General features: G+C 61.7%; 10 protein-coding genes and 2 pseudogenes. 5 read left to right on the top strand and 7 right to left on the bottom strand.

Annotated features, from left to right (window positions below; all coding sequences use genetic code 11):
* From AB3X94_RS32900 to AB3X94_RS32890, 3 genes and pseudogenes are all read right to left on the bottom strand, one after another.
* Window positions 1-181, bottom strand: a pseudogene (locus AB3X94_RS32900) (hypothetical protein); the annotation flags it as partial.
* Complete coding sequence (locus tag AB3X94_RS32895; RefSeq protein ID WP_312883608.1) at window positions 178-780, bottom strand: hypothetical protein; 603 nt, start codon at window positions 778-780, stop codon at window positions 178-180. The gene AB3X94_RS32895 and the pseudogene AB3X94_RS32900, both read right to left, overlap by 4 nt.
* Window positions 781-793: 13 nt before the next feature.
* On the bottom strand, window positions 794-4,561 hold the full coding sequence (locus AB3X94_RS32890) for a type VI secretion system Vgr family protein (RefSeq protein ID WP_368613696.1): 3,768 nt from the start codon (window positions 4,559-4,561) through the stop codon (window positions 794-796).
* Between the two features lie 343 nt (window positions 4,562-4,904).
* Here AB3X94_RS32890 and AB3X94_RS32885 point away from each other — a divergent pair.
* Window positions 4,905-5,298 (top strand): annotated as a pseudogene (locus AB3X94_RS32885) (glutamate dehydrogenase); the annotation flags it as partial.
* A gap of 106 nt (window positions 5,299-5,404) precedes the next feature.
* Here the strand turns inward: AB3X94_RS32885 and AB3X94_RS32880 are convergent.
* On the bottom strand, window positions 5,405-6,931 hold the full coding sequence (locus AB3X94_RS32880; protein WP_176109263.1) for an aldehyde dehydrogenase family protein: 1,527 nt from the start codon (window positions 6,929-6,931) through the stop codon (window positions 5,405-5,407).
* A 311-nt stretch (window positions 6,932-7,242) separates the two neighbouring features.
* On the opposite strand from AB3X94_RS32880, the gene AB3X94_RS32875 reads away from it, so the two are divergent.
* From AB3X94_RS32875 to AB3X94_RS32865, 3 genes are all read left to right on the top strand, one after another.
* On the top strand, window positions 7,243-9,285 hold the full coding sequence (locus AB3X94_RS32875; RefSeq protein WP_368613695.1) for a sigma-54-dependent Fis family transcriptional regulator: 2,043 nt from the start codon (window positions 7,243-7,245) through the stop codon (window positions 9,283-9,285).
* A 182-nt stretch (window positions 9,286-9,467) separates the two neighbouring features.
* Window positions 9,468-10,163, top strand: coding sequence for a glycine zipper 2TM domain-containing protein (locus tag AB3X94_RS32870; RefSeq protein ID WP_368613691.1), 696 nt, complete (start codon window positions 9,468-9,470; stop codon window positions 10,161-10,163).
* Between the two features lie 143 nt (window positions 10,164-10,306).
* The gene (locus AB3X94_RS32865; protein ID WP_176109260.1) at window positions 10,307-10,600 is read left to right on the top strand and encodes a hypothetical protein; all 294 of its coding nucleotides are present in this window, start codon (window positions 10,307-10,309) and stop codon (window positions 10,598-10,600) included.
* 98 nt (window positions 10,601-10,698) lie between these two features.
* On the opposite strand, the gene AB3X94_RS32860 is transcribed toward AB3X94_RS32865, so the two are convergent.
* From AB3X94_RS32860 to AB3X94_RS32850, 3 genes are all read right to left on the bottom strand, one after another.
* Window positions 10,699-12,018, bottom strand: a complete 1,320-nt coding sequence (locus tag AB3X94_RS32860) for an MFS transporter (protein ID WP_368613690.1) — start codon at window positions 12,016-12,018, stop codon at window positions 10,699-10,701.
* A gap of 139 nt (window positions 12,019-12,157) precedes the next feature.
* Window positions 12,158-12,916, bottom strand: a complete 759-nt coding sequence (locus tag AB3X94_RS32855) for an SDR family oxidoreductase (protein WP_368613689.1) — start codon at window positions 12,914-12,916, stop codon at window positions 12,158-12,160.
* 92 nt (window positions 12,917-13,008) lie between these two features.
* Window positions 13,009-14,448 (bottom strand): aldehyde dehydrogenase family protein, encoded by a 1,440-nt coding sequence (locus AB3X94_RS32850; RefSeq protein WP_176121201.1) that lies wholly within the window; start codon window positions 14,446-14,448, stop codon window positions 13,009-13,011.
* A gap of 297 nt (window positions 14,449-14,745) precedes the next feature.
* Between AB3X94_RS32850 and ppa the strand changes: the two genes are divergently transcribed.
* Window positions 14,746-15,273, top strand: coding sequence for an inorganic diphosphatase (gene ppa / locus AB3X94_RS32845; protein ID WP_013088778.1), 528 nt, complete (start codon window positions 14,746-14,748; stop codon window positions 15,271-15,273).
* Window positions 15,274-15,378: the final 105 nt, after the last annotated feature.

Below are 15,378 nucleotides of genomic sequence, written 5' to 3'. Positions count from 1 at the left end.
CGTACTGGGCTGTGCATGTACCGGGATTGCGAACGAGAGGATCACCAGGATTGCGCCAGTAGGCCTGAACCACTTCCGCGCAAGCGTAGGCGTCTTCTTCATGAAGTTGGCTCCTATAGCCGGTTTCAAATTTCGCCATTTTTTGTGCTGTTTGCGCAGAGACGTTCAACAGGTCACTCAAGACGGGCTTTGTTCACGGCGTCGCGGTTTCAGCGCGGAATAGTCACGATTCAGTAGAACGTCCATTAGGACCGGCGTTTTGTGTGCGTCCGGCGCCGGGTCCTTTGGGTCTGGGTCGCCGAAAGCAAATTCGACGTCCACCGGAAATCGGCTCGTTGGCAGATTCGAAGCACGATAGCGATAGCTATGCAGCCGAATCTGCGGCGGAGCCGTGCCCATATCATTGCCGGGCCGTCGCTCGCCATTGCCGTCGATCCAGTAACCGATATCGAGCTGCAGGAGATCTTCCAGCGTCGAGCGGTTAATGTCGGTCAATAGTGGACTGAAGCGAATCGTGAAGTGGGTCACGACTTGCTTGACTTTCGTGCGGTCGGCGGAGGGAGCAAGCGGATCGGGTACCACATAGAGAATGATTTGCGTCCGCGGGAAAGCCGGATTCACGAAGGAATACTCCGTCCCACCTCCTTTGCCGCGCAGAGGGTCAGCCGCAAGAACGCGGCCGAAAATCGTATGAGCGGGATCGAATGGCTGGTCGTCCCGCAGGATCGCTATTGCAGTGGTCAAAATGCTGAATGCCATATCGCGCTGGGCGTCGGTCACAGTCGGTCTCATCTCAACTCCTGGCCCCGACGATCCTGAGGGCGTCGGTGTACTGAGCTGTGCATGTACCGGGATTGCGAACGAGAGGATCACGAGGATTTTGCCAGTAGGCCTGGACCACTTCCGCGCAGGCATAGGCATCTTCTTCATGAAGTTGGCTCCTATAGCCGGTTTCGAATTGCACCATTTTTTGTGCTGTTTCAGGAGATACGTTCAGCAGGTCACATACCTTCCTTTCGGCAAGCGGGAGATCTCGGCTGAGATACTCCCGACCGGGCATGTCCTGCATGTAAGAGATCAGCCAGTAGTAGTGGAAGACAAGCATCCTGTGCAGACCGATGTGAACGCGGTGATCGTCAGGTAGTGGCGTGTTCCCAGCCGCTGTATAGGCTTCTTTTAGCATCGTCGACCAATACAACCTCTGGACATTCGGCAGGTCTTTGTAGTCGTCTGGAAAGTGCTGAAGCAAAGAAAACATCCAGAAGTACTGTTGGCAGTGGCGAGACTCGTGATACAGCGTGTCGGCAAATGCCTTGAGGCGGTTATCCAGCAAGGTCGGCTGGTGCTTGAGTTCGACGATGTGCGCGATCTCGCTCTCGTTGACGGCGATAAGCCAGTACTTCCCGATGAATGCGGCACTGACGTCCTGTCGCAGGTTGTACTGCGTTGTCCGCTCTGGATCGACTATCACGATCTGTGGCATGCCATCACTAGTTTCCGGACTAGCGGCATCGCGTCGTGGCAATCCAAAGGGCCCGGCACCAAGCGCGTCTTCCAATTTCGGCATGACCGCGTTTTGAATCATTCTTATCGAATCGGCAGTCAACGGCCACGCCACCCCGCCCCAATCGATCCCCTGCAACGCAGCCTTGATCGCAGCCGCATAAGCCTTGGTCACCGGGTACTCGACACCCTTGCGCATCGACATATCGGCGGGCGTGTCACCCTCGGCCGCACCATTGACGAAGTGATAAAACCGCAGCCCGAAGTTCATCGGATCGCACGAGACGAATTCGGGTCGTTTATCTTCCGTCGTCGCGCTCTCGTTCGGAGAGGCCACGGCCTTTCCTGCGACCGTGGCACTGCGTTTCTCGGCATTGGGTACAGCGCCAGCGAATGACTCGTTCGCCGCCCTGATCACTGCGCCTCTGCTAACCGCAATCACTTTATCCGGCTCGCTCGCGGCAAGCAGTTCGACCGTCGCGAACGCAAGCATGTTGCTGGTGACGAGACTCGTTTCGCCAAGCGCGTTGGTCACACCCTGAATCAGTTGACCATCGTCGAGCGTGATCCGATATGGCTGACTCGGCAGCGCAAAGCCGGAATCGTGTTCGATCAGAACATGATGCGCCGCCAGTCTGCCGGGATCATCTGGCGTGACGGGCAGACTGACAGGCCGTGCCGCTGGCCCGTCGGTCCGATGACCGCTCGCATGGACCCGATGCTCGCCACCCGTATAGACCTTGTACCCGTCCGAATTGATGACTACTTTCGTATTACCAGCATGCAAGACGATTTCCTTGCTGGCCATCAGATTGATCGAATCGGTTCTACTGATGATACTGACGACACGTTGCGCGATGATCTCGACGTCGTCGTTTTGCGCGTCGATCTGCACCTTGCCCGATGCGGCCTTGAGCCGGATGCCGAGATGTTGCGCAAACACCCGCACGCCGTTGACCGCCGACGCCAGCAGCGATTTCACCGCCGCGACGCTGACGTGTCCGCCCGCGCTGAGCGCGATGTGTTCGGCACTCGCCACGTGCGTGCTTTGCGCTGCCGTGAGACCGAGACCCGCCGCGCTGCCCAGCACCAGGTCGGGCTGGGTCAGTTGCGGAAAGGGAAGCTCCGCGCTTGCCTTGCCGCGAATCGCGTCGTTCTGCGCCTTGATGGCCTGCGCGACCTCGCTTTGACTGGTCTGCTGTTCCTGTGCCTCGTACCGCCGCGCGAGACTCGCGAGGTTCTCGTGGGTGTCGCGCGCCTGAGTGAGGCGCGCCACGGTCTCACCGGCATCCTTTGCCGGCGTGCTAGCGCCGTGACGTGCCTCGGTGGTGATCAGCATGCCTCGGTTGGCTCGCGCGACACCCCATGCGTTCGTCGCCAGTTCCCAGCCTTCACCGCGTGCCTGCTGCCGGCCTGCGTCGCGCACGACATGCGTGTTGTAGCCCAGCACGAGGCGCGACTGTGCGTGGTCGCTGGCGATCTGTGCCTGCAGTTGGCCCGGCGTGTCATCCAGTACGACGTGATTGGTCTGGCTCGCGCAGCCGGCCTTGAGCTCGCTGCTAAGGATGCCCGAGAGCGCCTGGTTGTCGGGCAGCCTCCAGGGCGGCTGATTCTGGCCGTTGACCATCCGGTCCGACACGTAAGGCTTGTCCGGGTCGCCTTCGTGATAACTGACCGTGACCTCCTGACCGATGCGCGGCGGATAGATCGCACCGAAGCCGTTGCCTTGCCACGGCGACGACACCCGCACCCAGCAACTGGCGCTGTCGTTCTTCGGGGCAAGCCGCGCCCACGCAAAGCGCACCTTCACGCGTGCATATCCATCGACCCATATCGGCTGATCCTCGGGGCCGACCACGATTGCCGTTTCCGCCGCGCAACGCGGCTTTTTCTTCGGACGGTTTTTGAAGAACGTATTGGCGGGTTGGAGCACGAAGTCGGTCGCGCACTGGTGCAGCGCATCGTTCGTGTCCGCGCCGGGTGACTGCGTGTTCTGCGGTGCATTACGGATATCGAGGGTCGTCGATACGACCAGGTACTCGGCGTTGACTTCCCGCTGCGGATGGTTGTCGAGCCAGAATGTTTTCCCGGTTGTCAGGCCGCGCAGATTCCCTTGACCCTTCAGCCGCAGGCGATGACCGCGCATTGCATCGACACGCACGCTCGCAAGGTGGCCGGCTTCATCGCGGAAGTCGCTCCGCTCACCTGACAGTCCCGTCGCACCCGCAAGCGGCTGCGAATAGTCGCCCCAACCGTATTGCTCGATGTTGTCGTGGGCCTGCTCACTGTGGCTCTCGTACTCGCCCTCGAAGCGCGCGCCGGGGCGCGTGTAGTCGTAATCGATCAGGCTGACCTTGCCTGTCGTGATTTGATGCGACACCTCGAGCTTGTGAACGTGCTCCTCGTCGACGTGCCTGCTGTCGGGCGCATGGTAGCGCAGCGTGTCGTATGCGTCGTCGTGTCGTTTGTGCGAGCCGGGCGAATCGCACAGTACCAGCGTCATTCCGTCGAACAGGTAGTAGATTCCCCATTCTCTCCAGATCCGCGTGAGGAAATCGAAGTCGGATTCCCACATCTGCCGGACATAGTCCCGCTTCGGGTAGCCGTTGCGCAGGCCGGGCGCGCCGAGTTCCATCACGACCGGAAAGTGATATCGCTCCTTGAGTACCCGGTCAGTGATGTCCACCACGCTGGCGTCCTGGAAGATCCTGCTGTCGCAGTTCTTCGTGGCCAGCCACAGCCAGGGACGGACGACGAGGCGGTAATAGCCGCGCCGTTCATCGGCACCCATCTGTTTGATGCCTGTGATGAGGCCCGACATCGTGCGGCGGCCGGCGCTCGCGTGTGCCACGTCGCCGCGTACCAACCCATGACGACCGAACAATCCGTTGCCGTCGAAAGCGATCGAAATGTCGATGACCTTGCCGATCAGGCGATCAGGCACGACGAGTGCCTGTGCTTGCCACACTCCGAGCGTCGGACTTTCGATCGTCGCGACATCGAGCGTGTATCGATAAAGCTTGCCCAGGGTTTCGGCGCCGCGCAGACGGAGCGGCACCAGCAAAGGCGCATTGCCCCATGTGGGTAGTGCGTCAGAGGAAAGACCCAGGATGCGTTCACGGGGGTGAGCAAGTTCTCGCAATTGGCACGCTCACGATGCAGTCAGAATCGCGCTGCAGCCCGTGCTGTTGCCTGCGAGCCGGATCATTGGCCGGCCGTTGCCGTTCGTCATCGTCGTTCCTTGTTATGTGCGAACGACAAGTATCGGGACGGAGATGACCCGCGGCGATCGGAATTGGATGAATTTTTAGCGTGATTAAGCAATAAATTTGATTCGTCGGGCGAAGGACTCTTCATGACGATCAACATCGCAGGACCAGCGACCCGATTCCTACAATTGAATTCATTGCGCCACGCAAAACGAACTGAATGCCGAGGACGCCGCAACGCTGATCAAAAACGGCGTGCTTTGCGTCGCCGAAGGCGCCAACATGCCGTCGACCAACGACGCGGCCAGGTGCTTCGAAAGCAACGGCGTTCTGTACGCCCCCTGGCAAGGCCAGCAACGCCGGCGGTGTCGCCACGTCGGGTCTGGAAATGAGTCAGAACGCTATGCGCATCTCCTGGCCGCGCGAAGAAGTCGACGCACGTCTGCACGACATCATGCGCAGCATTCACGAAGTCTGCCTGCGACATGGCCGCCGCGACGACGGTTCGGTCAGCTATGTGAACGCAGCGAATATCGCCGGCTTTGTGAGGGTCGCCGACGCAATGCTGGCACAAGGCGTGATCTGAGCGGCGGGTGGGCTGCCAGCGCAATTGCTTGCCCCCGCGCCTACCCAACGTGTGGGGCACGCGGGGGTAGAGCGCGCGTCGTCAGTGAACGACGCGCGCCCTTCGCTCAGAAGAACCCAAGCGCCTCCGCCTGATAGCTGACCAGCAGACACTTCGTCTGCTGATAATTCGACAACGCCATCTTGTGCGTTTCGCGCCCGATCCCCGACTGCTTATAGCCACCGAATGCCGCGTGCGCCGGATACAGGTGATAGCAGTTGGTCCACACGCGTCCCGCCTCGATCTCGCGTCCCATCTTGTAAGCGCGCGTCCCATCGCGCGTCCATACGCCCGCGCCCAGGCCATAGTATGTGTCGTTCGCGAGTTCGATCGCTTGCTGTTCGTCCTTGAACGTCATCACCGAAGCGACCGGCCCGAAGATTTCCTCCTGGAACACGCGCATATCGTTGTTGCCGAACAGCATCGTCGGCTTCACGTAGAAGCCCTCGCCGAGACCGGCGCCGGGCGTGGCGCGCTCGCCACCGACGAGGCACCGCGCCCCTTCGTCCCGGCCGATGTCGATATACGACAGGATCTTGTCGAGCTGCTGCTGTGATGCCTGCGCGCCGATCATCGTTTCGAGGTTCAGCGGATGGCCGGCCTTGATGCGTTCCACACGGGCGATCGCTTTCTCGATGAAGCGCTCGTAAATCGACTCCTGAACCAGCACGCGCGATGGGCACGTGCAAACCTCGCCCTGATTCAACGCGAACATCGCGAGACCTTCGAGCGCCTTGTCGAGGAATGCGTCGTCGCGATCGAGCACGTCGGCGAAGAAGATGTTCGGGCTCTTGCCGCCGAGTTCGACCGTCGACGGAATCAGGTTGTCCGCGGCTGCGTGCAGGATGCGCCTGCCGACCGGCGTCGAGCCGGTGAACGCGATCTTCGCGATGCGCTTGCTGGTGGCGAGCGCTTCGCCCGCTTCCCTGCCGAAGCCGTTGACGATATTGATGACCCCGGCAGGCAATAGATCGCCGATCAGTTCGATCAGCACGAGTACCGAAGCCGGCGTCTGCTCGGCGGGTTTCATCACGATGCAGCAGCCGGCCGCGAGGGCGGGCGCGAGCTTCCATGCGGCCATCAGCAGCGGGAAATTCCACGGGATGATCTGGCCCACCACGCCAGCCGGCTCGTGAAAGTGATAAGCGACCGTGTTGTCGTCGATCTCGGAGATGCCGCCTTCCTGCGCGCGGATGCAGCCCGCGAAATAGCGGAAATGATCGACGGCGAGCGGCAGGTCCGCGGCCATGGTTTCGCGCAGCGGCTTGCCGTTATCGATTGTCTCCGCGACCGCGAGCAGCTTCAGGTTCTTTTCCATGCGCTCGGCCACCGCGAGCAGCAGGTTCGCGCGCTCCGTCACCGACGTCTTCGCCCATTTGCGGCGCGCCGCGTGCGCGGCGTCGATCGCGAGGTCGATGTCCGCGGCGGCCGAGCGAGGCACGCGGCAAAACGGCTGCCCGTTGATCGGCGACACGTTGTCGAAATAGTCGCCGCCGACCGGTGGCACCCACTTGCCGCCGATGTAGTTTTCATAACGCTGGCGATAGGGATACTCGATGTCGATGCCAAGAGCTTTCAGGTCAAATGGATTCATCACTTGTCTCCGTTTTGTGATGGTGATCGGGTGACTGCGCGGGACCACATCAGGCAGGAACCATACCAATGCATCGACATGCGAAATTTCAGGGATCGGGCTGGGCTATAAAGCGGAAGTGTTCCGTTTCGGAACAGATGCGCGGGCAGCGGTTGTTCAGAATCGCCGCAGATTCGGCCGACGCTGATGCAGATCAACGATGCGGGCCCGCGCGGGGTCACGGCGGGCGTCGGGCGGACTGGCAAACGGAGTATTCTGTCGACACGCATCAAAAGCGTCCGGCACGAGCCGGGCGCACCAAGGAGGAGACAATGCGCGAAGACGTTCATCCGGTCAGCGTGGCGGCGGCTAACCGCTCCAAAGCTTGGCCCGCACCGGCGATCAAGAAAGCCCACGAACGCTCCGAGACGTTCGGCCTGCGCGCATCGTTCCGGCCGGATTACGACATCCTGTCCGACACGGGCCTCGCGCTGAAGCGCGAGCAGAACCAGGTGCTGTGCGCGCATGCGATGCCGGTCATGGAGACGCTGCGCGAGCAGATCGTCAATACGCAAAGCATGATCGTGTTGACCAACGCCGAAGGGTTGATCCTGCATTCGATCGGCGACGACGACTTTCTGCATCGCGCGGAAAAAGTGGCGCTGCGGCCTGGCGCGAACTGGGCCGAGGATCGTCAAGGGACCAACGCGATCGGTACCTCGCTCGCCGAGGGGTGTGCGATGGTCGTTCATGGCGATCAGCACTATCTGGCGGCGAACCGCTTCCTGACCTGTTCGAGTGTGCCGATTCTCGATCCGTATGGTGATCTGATCGGCGTGCTCGACGTGACGGGCGACCACCGCAGCTATCACCAGCACACGATGGCGCTCGCGAAGATGTCGGTGCAGATGATTGAAAACCATCTGTTCTCGACTGCGTTTCGCGACGTGCTGCAAGTGTCTTTTCACGGACGGCCGGAGTTTCTCGGCACGCTGATGGAAGGGATCATTGCGTTTACCGATGATGGTCGCTTTCTGTCCGCGAACCGGAGTGCGCAATTTCAGTTGGGCTTGTCGCTAGCTGCGTTGCGCGCGCATACGCTGTCGTCGCTGTTTCAGATCTCGTATGGGCAACTGATCGACCGTTTGACGCATGGCGTTGCGCCGCATCTGATGCTGAATCTGCACAACGGTGCGGTGGTTTGCGCACGTGGGCAGTTCAGGCGGGCGTCGTTTGGGCTGGAGCGCGGGGCGGTTGACGTGCAGGGTGCAGCGGCACCGCGACCGGTGTGTGCGAATGCGCGTCAACCGGCTGCGGGACTATCGCGGCTCAGCGATCTCGATACCGGTGATGCTCGTGTGTCCGCACTGATTGCGAAGGTTCGCAAGGTGCTCGGCAAGGATATTCCGATTCTGATCACCGGCGAGACCGGTACCGGCAAGGAGTTGCTCGCGCAGGCGATTCACAACGATTCGCCGCGACGTGATGGGCCGTTTATTGCGGTCAACTGCGCTTCAATTCCAGAGTCGCTGATCGAATCCGAGCTGTTCGGGTATGAAGAGGGGGCGTTTACCGGCGCGCGGCGTAAAGGGGCGATCGGCAGGCTGATGCAAGCGAATGGAGGCACGCTGTTTCTCGATGAGATTGGGGATATGCCGTATTCGTTGCAGGTGCGGTTGCTGCGTGTTTTGCAGGAGCGGATGGTGACGCCGCTTGGGGCGATGCGGTCGGTTCCTGTCGATGTCTCCGTTATTTGCGCGACACACCGCAACTTGCGCGAGATGATTGCGCAGAATCAGTTTCGTGAGGATCTCTACTATCGGATCAACGGGCTTGCGGTTCGGTTGCCGGCGTTGCGCGAGCGGAGCGATCTGGCGGTCGTCGTTCAAAAGATGCTGCAGTGGGAATCAGTGGAAAGCGGGGGGCGACAGGCGCTTAGCGTTGCGGCTGATGTGATGGCGGCGTTCGGGCGGCATGCGTGGCCGGGTAACTGCCGGCAACTGGCTAATCTGCTGCGGACTGCGGCGGCGATGGCGGAAGAGGATGGGGTGATCCGGTGGGCGCATTTGCCGGATGATTTTTTGGAGGATGTTCGTGGTGCGGGTTGTGGCGACGACGGCGCAGGTCAAGGTGACTCTGCCGTATCGGCCGTCGCCGACGTTGCGAATGCGGACGCGCTTGCCACAGGCGAAGCGTCGGTACGCGACGGCGCGCGGCTGCAGGATGTCGCCGCATCAGTCGTCGCGATGACGCTGGCGCGGTACGGCGGCAACGTTTCGGCGGCGGCGCGTGCGCTTGGCGTGTCGCGGAACACCATTTACCGGAGGATGCCAGCGGCGCAGTCGCAGTCGGGACGGAGCGCGGAAAAGGATTGACGCGGAAGTTTTCGCGGGCCCAATCGATCATGGCCGGGAGACCGGCCATTGTTTTTTCTATAAGTCGATCTGGATGTCAGCGGTGACCCGGCGAACTACAACTGCTTACACATCTCACAATAGCCGGGTCCACCGACTCGATGGCATCGGCGTTCTTGCAGGCACATACCACGGAGCCAGCAATGACCACCAACCTGCCTTCCGATTCATCCGCGCGCAGCCGCATTCATCCTCTGGTCGCCGGAGCTGCCGTTGCTGTGATTCTCGCCAGCGGCACCGGCATTGCCGCAATGACCGGTCTGCTTCCGACATCCCGAGCGCTAACACCGCCGCCGTCGCAAACTGCATCGGTTGCGGTGAAGCCGGCCAGCACGCCGCTCGACTCGGCTAAACCGTATGCGGAGCAACAAGGCACGCGGACCAACACGGTGAGCGAATCCCATGTTCATCCCCACCACAGCAGTGCGTCGTCGCCCGCGCCCACATACGCGCATGACGATAGTTACCGTGATGCCACGCAGCCGCCATCTCGACCCGTTGCCGTCGACCCTGATGCAGGTGAAGTCGTCGCGGTCAACGCGGTCCAAACGCAGCAGCCGACCACCGGACTCGGTGCGGTAGGCGGTGCGGTGGCGGGCGGGCTGCTGGGCAATCAGGTTGGTCAAGGTCGCGGCCGTGTTCTGGCGACGATAGCGGGTGCGGTTGGCGGCGGCCTTGCCGGTAACGGCATCGAACATGCGGTACGCAAAGCTGCCACCTACCAGGTCCAAGTCAGGATGCAGGATGGCAGTTATCGAAACTTCAACTACGACAATCAGCCTACCGTTCAGGTTGGTGAGCGGGTGCATGTCTATGGCGATTCTCTGAGTGCTTCGTAAGCACGCGGAGAACTGGAGGGCACGAGGCCTTACAAACGGTTACCAGACTGACACTTCACGTTTATTTGCCAACCAGAGCCACACATACAATCGATATCGCTAAATCGCATCAACAACCGATGCCAGCGAACAGGGAGAGAAACATGAAGCGCAGCTTCATTTTGTGGATTGCAGGCGTTTGCGCTGCGTGCGCTTCCAGCGCTGCGCTGGCTCATGTCGACCTTGGTGTTTACCTTGGCGCGCCGGGGCCGGTTTATGTCGCGCCGCCTCCGGTGGTCTACGAGGCGCCACCCGTGACGTACGTGCCTGCTCCGGCCTATGGCTACGGTTACGGCTACGGGTACCAGTACAACGACGACCGTGACAGGCACTGGCGCCATGACCATGGCTGGCACAGGGGCTGGGAGCACCGTCATCACGGGGACGATGACGACTGATCTGGCAGGCCATTCGATGGTTGGAAGCTCGTACCCATGGCAACAAAAAGCCCTGGCGCAGAAAGACCGCCAGGGCTTTGCTCATCTGCGAGTCTGTTTCATCTATTAACCATCCTCGCCGGCACACTAATAGCAAGCAAACCGCCGAGCACCATGAACGCCGCGAGCATATACATCCCTGAGTCATTAGCCGCGGTAACCTCTTTCAACCACCCCACAGCATAAGGACTAAGGAACCCCGCCAGGTTCCCAATGGAATTAATCATCGCGATCCCCGCGGCCGCCCCGGTTCCAGCAAGAATCGCCGTAGGCAAACTCCAGAACAACGGCAGGGTAGTGAGGATGCCCATCGTAGCCAGCGTCAATCCGGTCATAGCAAGCACGGTGTTATGCGTCCAAACGACGGAAAGCACGAGCCCCACAGCACCAAGAAACGCCGGCACCGCAATATGCCACCGCCGTTCCCTCGACCGGTCCGCACTCCGCGCAACGAACACCATCGCCACGACAGCCGCCGCAAACGGCACCGCCGACAGCAAGCCGATCAAAAACGCATCGGTAACGCCGGTCGATTTGATGATCGTCGGCAACCAGAAACTCACCCCATAAAGCCCCATCACAAACGAGAAGTAGGTGAGGCTGAACATCAACACCCGTCCGTTAGTGAGTACCTGCCGAATCGGCATATCGTGCTTGGTCGCTTCCTCGGCCGACACCTGACTCTCGAGCAACTGTTGCTCTTCCCGGGTAAGCCACCTGGCGCTCGAAATCCGATCGTCGAGCACCACGAACACGATGATCCCAACCAGCACCGAAGGTATCCCTTCGAGCAGAAACAGCCACTGCCACCCGTGCCACCCGTTCACGCCATTGAAGTTCTTCAGGATGTACCCAGACACCGGCCCGCCGATCACCCCAGACAGCGCAATCGCCGTCATAAACCAGGTCGTCATCCGCCCACGCCGATGCGCCGGATACCAGTAGGTGAGATACAAAATAATCCCAGGAAAGAACCCCGCCTCGGCAAGCCCGAGCAAAAAGCGCATCACGTAAAACATCGTCGGCGTGGTGACGAACATCGTCAGCATCGATATCACGCCCCACGAAACCATGATCCGCGCGATCCAGACACGCGCGCCGACCTTGTGCAGAATCACGTTGCTCGGCACTTCGAAGATGAAATAGCCGATAAAGAAAATCCCCGCGCCGAAGCCGTACACCGCATCGCTCAAGCCAAGATCCGTGCTCATCCCCAGCTTCGCGAAACCGACGTTCACACGGTCCAGATACGCAACGATGTAGCACAGCATCAACAGCGGCGCGAGCCGCCAGGTAACCTTGCGATAAGTCGCCTCTTCGAACGTCGAAGGCGGCGCGCCAGCGCCGGGATGGTGGAGCGGATCTGCAGGACTAGCCATGACTGTGTCTCCTCTTGTTATGGAATTGAAATGCCACCGCCGGTCGATTCTATCCGCGCCAGGTCATTTGCACGACGAATCGATATTGGGGGAAAACACTGACTGCGCACGCAGCGCGTGCGCAGCGTCAGACCCACCACTACACGCAGCGCCCCCCATCCACTTCGAGGCACACGCCGGTAATGAACTCCGCCTCATCCGAAGCCAGATACAGCGCCGCATTCGCAATATCCTGCGGCGTCGAAAACCGCCCGAGCGGTATCCCCGCGAGGAACTTCTGCCGATTCTGCGGCGTATCCTCGACCCCCATGAACTCGGACAGCAGCGCGGTCTCACCGATTACCGGATTCACGCAGTTCACGCGAATCCGCTGCGGCCCGAGTTCGACGGCGAGCGACTTGCTGGCGACGATCACCGCGCCCTTGCTGCCGTTGTACCAGACGAGCCCCGGCCGCGGCCGCACGCCCGCCGTCGACGCGATATTGATGAAGCTGCCGCCGCCTTGCCCGCGGAAATACGGCACGAACTCCTGCACGCTCCAGTAGATGCTCTTTACGTTCACCGCATAGACGCGGTCGAACTCGGCCTCGGTCACTTCGAGCACCGGCTTGTTGCGATGCGTAGTGCCCGCGTTATTGACGACGATCTGCACGCTGCCGAAGTCTTCCAGCGCGGCTTCGCGCAGCGTGCGCCAGTCGTCGCGATGCGCGACGTTGCCGGGCACCGCGATCGCTTTTCCGCCCGAAATCGCGATCTCACTCGCGACGCGTTCGGCGGCCGGCCCGTTGAGGTCGTTGACCACGACGTTCGCGCCTTCGCGCGCAAAGGTCTTCGCGATGCCTTCGCCGAAACCCGAACCGCCGCCCGTGACGATGGCCGTTTTACCTGTCAACCGCATGATGTCTCCGTTGTTTGTGATGGATAGAGCGATGCGTTGCTGCATGTAACGCGCTGGTCGCGCTGATCGCGAGCGAGCCCTGCCGGATTTCGCTAGCCGTGGCGGATCGCGATCGTCTTCAGCACCGTAAAGCCATACAGCGCCTCGAAGCCTTTCTCGCGGCCATGCCCCGAATGCCTGACGCCGCCGAACGGCAACTCGACGCCGCCGCCCGCACCATAGTTGTTGATGAATACCTGGCCCGAGCGCACGCGTCGCGCGAGCCGCATCTGGCGCGCGCCATCGCGTGTCCAGATACCGGCGACGAGTCCGAACTGCGTGCCGTTCGCGAGCGCGAGCGCTTCGGCTTCGTCGCGGAACGACATCGCGGCGAGCACCGGGCCGAACACTTCGTCGCGCGCGAGGCGGTGGCTCGCGGGGACATCGCGCAGCAAGGTCGGGGCTTGGTAGAAGCCGCTTTCAGGCGCTTCGGGAATCACTTCGCCGTGCGCAGCCATTGCGATGCCGTCGTGTTGCGCGTCCGACAGGAAATCCCACACGCGCTGCTGCTGTTTCGCGCTGATCAGCGGCCCGCAGTCGAGGTCGGCTTTCGACGGCCCGACGCGCAGTGCCTGAAAGGCGCTGCTGAGCCGGTCGAGCAGCGGCTCGTAAATGGCCTGCTCGATCAGCACGCGACTGCCCGCCGAGCAGGTTTGCCCGGCGTTCTGCACGATCGCGGAAATCAGCACCGGCAGCGCGGCGTCGAGATCGGCGTCGGCGAAGACGATTTGCGGCGACTTGCCGCCGAGTTCGAGCGTGACGGGGACGTGGTTTTCGGCGGCCATCTGCGTGACGAGCTTGCCGGTGTCTGGCGAGCCAGTGAACGAGATGTGATCGATGCCCGGATGGCGCGCGAGCGCGGCGCCCGCTTCGTGGCCGTAGCCGGTGACGATGTTCAGCGCACCGGCCGGCAGGCCGGCTTCGGCGGCGAGTTCGGCGACACGCAGTACGGAAAGGCACGCGTCCTCGGCCGGTTTGACCACGCACGCATTGCCGGTCGCGAGCGCCGCGCCGACGCTGCGCCCGAAGATCTGCATCGGGTAATTCCACGGCACGATGTGGCCGGTCACGCCGTGCGGCTCGCGAATCGTCAGCACCGTGTAGCCGGATTGGTAGGGCAGGGTCTCGCCGTGCAGCTTGTCGGCCGCGCCGGCGTAGAACTCGAAGTAGCGGGTGAGGGCGGCGGCGTCGGCGCGCGCCTGCTTGAGCGGCTTGCCGGTGTCGCGCGCTTCGAGCTGTGCGAGGTCTTCCTGGCGCGCGGCCACCAGCAGCGACAGCCGGTACAGCACACGGCCGCGCTCGGCGGCGGCGAGCGCGCCCCAGGCTCCGTCGAACGCGCGGCGCGCCGCGTGCACGGCGGTGTCGATATCGGCCTCGGTGCCGCGCGCGATGCGCGTGAACGGCTGGCCGTCCGAAGGATCGAGTACGGCGATCGATTCGCCTCCGGAAGCGGCGCACCACTCGCCGCCGATGAAATGCCGTGCTTCTTCCATGCATGCTCCTTGTTGACGTGCGGCCGGCGTGCGGCGGCGCGGGTTCGAAGGGGAGACACAAAACGGTAGAGACGCTAAGCGAGACTCGCCAGACGATTATCGCGCCGATCCGACCGCGGATGCCACCTGCCGATTGGCTATAATGGCGCATTCCGTACGGTCCGGTGCGCGGCCCCGTCGTTCGGGGCGAGAGGGCTTCAGGGCCTGGCGTTCGCGGTTCGCACGCAGTTCGCACCGCATCCGCAGCCCGCGCGCCGTTCGCCGCCTTCCGATTTCCATCCCCTTCAGAGAGCGCTCATGAGCTTCAATCACGTTCCCGCAGGCAAAGACCTTCCGCACGATTTCAACGTCATCATCGAAATCCCGGCGCAGAGCGACCCGGTGAAGTACGAAGCCGACAAGGAGCTGGGCCTGCTCGTCGTCGACCGTTTCATCGGTACCGGCATGCGCTATCCGGCCAACTACGGCTTCATTCCGCAGACGCTGTCGGGCGACGGCGATCCGGTCGATGTGCTGGTAATCACGCCGTTCCCGCTGCTGGCAGGCTCGGTCGTGCGTGCCCGCGCGCTCGGCATGCTGCAGATGACCGATGAATCGGGCGTCGACGCGAAGCTGATCGCCGTGCCGCACGACAAGATCTGCCCGATGACGGCGAACCTGAAGTCGGTCGACGACGTGCCTGCTTACCTGAAGGACCAGATCAAGCACTTCTTCGAGCAATACAAGGCGCTCGAGAAGGGCAAGTGGGTCAAGGTCGAAGGCTGGGCCGACGTCGATGCCGCCCACAAGGAAATCAGCGAAGGCGTGGCGAACTACAAGAAGTAAGCGCACCACGGTTCATCCGCTCGCTGCATGCAGTACGAAAACCGCGCCAGTCCGCAAGGACCGCGCGGTTTTTTTATGCGCTTTGCGGCGCGCATAACCTGAACG

This window comes from Paraburkholderia sp. BR10923 (assembly GCF_040948765.1).
Classification (GTDB): domain Bacteria; phylum Pseudomonadota; class Gammaproteobacteria; order Burkholderiales; family Burkholderiaceae; genus Paraburkholderia; species Paraburkholderia youngii.
This window is presented reverse-complemented; position numbering and strand designations above follow the sequence as displayed.

Bases quoted from the DNA above. Each gene is read 5' to 3' on its own strand.
- AB3X94_RS32875 (WP_368613695.1), top strand. From the start codon at position 7,243: ATGCGCGAAGACGTTCATCCGGTCAGCGTGGCGGCGGCTAACCGCTCC.
- AB3X94_RS32880 (WP_176109263.1), bottom strand. From the start codon at position 6,931: ATGAATCCATTTGACCTGAAAGCTCTTGGCATCGACATCGAGTATCCC.
- AB3X94_RS32855 (WP_368613689.1), bottom strand. From the start codon at position 12,916: ATGCGGTTGACAGGTAAAACGGCCATCGTCACGGGCGGCGGTTCGGGT.
- AB3X94_RS32850 (WP_176121201.1), bottom strand. From the start codon at position 14,448: ATGGAAGAAGCACGGCATTTCATCGGCGGCGAGTGGTGCGCCGCTTCC.
- AB3X94_RS32860 (WP_368613690.1), bottom strand. From the start codon at position 12,018: ATGGCTAGTCCTGCAGATCCGCTCCACCATCCCGGCGCTGGCGCGCCG.
- AB3X94_RS32865 (WP_176109260.1), top strand. From the start codon at position 10,307: ATGAAGCGCAGCTTCATTTTGTGGATTGCAGGCGTTTGCGCTGCGTGC.
- ppa (WP_013088778.1), top strand. From the start codon at position 14,746: ATGAGCTTCAATCACGTTCCCGCAGGCAAAGACCTTCCGCACGATTTC.
- AB3X94_RS32870 (WP_368613691.1), top strand. From the start codon at position 9,468: ATGACCACCAACCTGCCTTCCGATTCATCCGCGCGCAGCCGCATTCAT.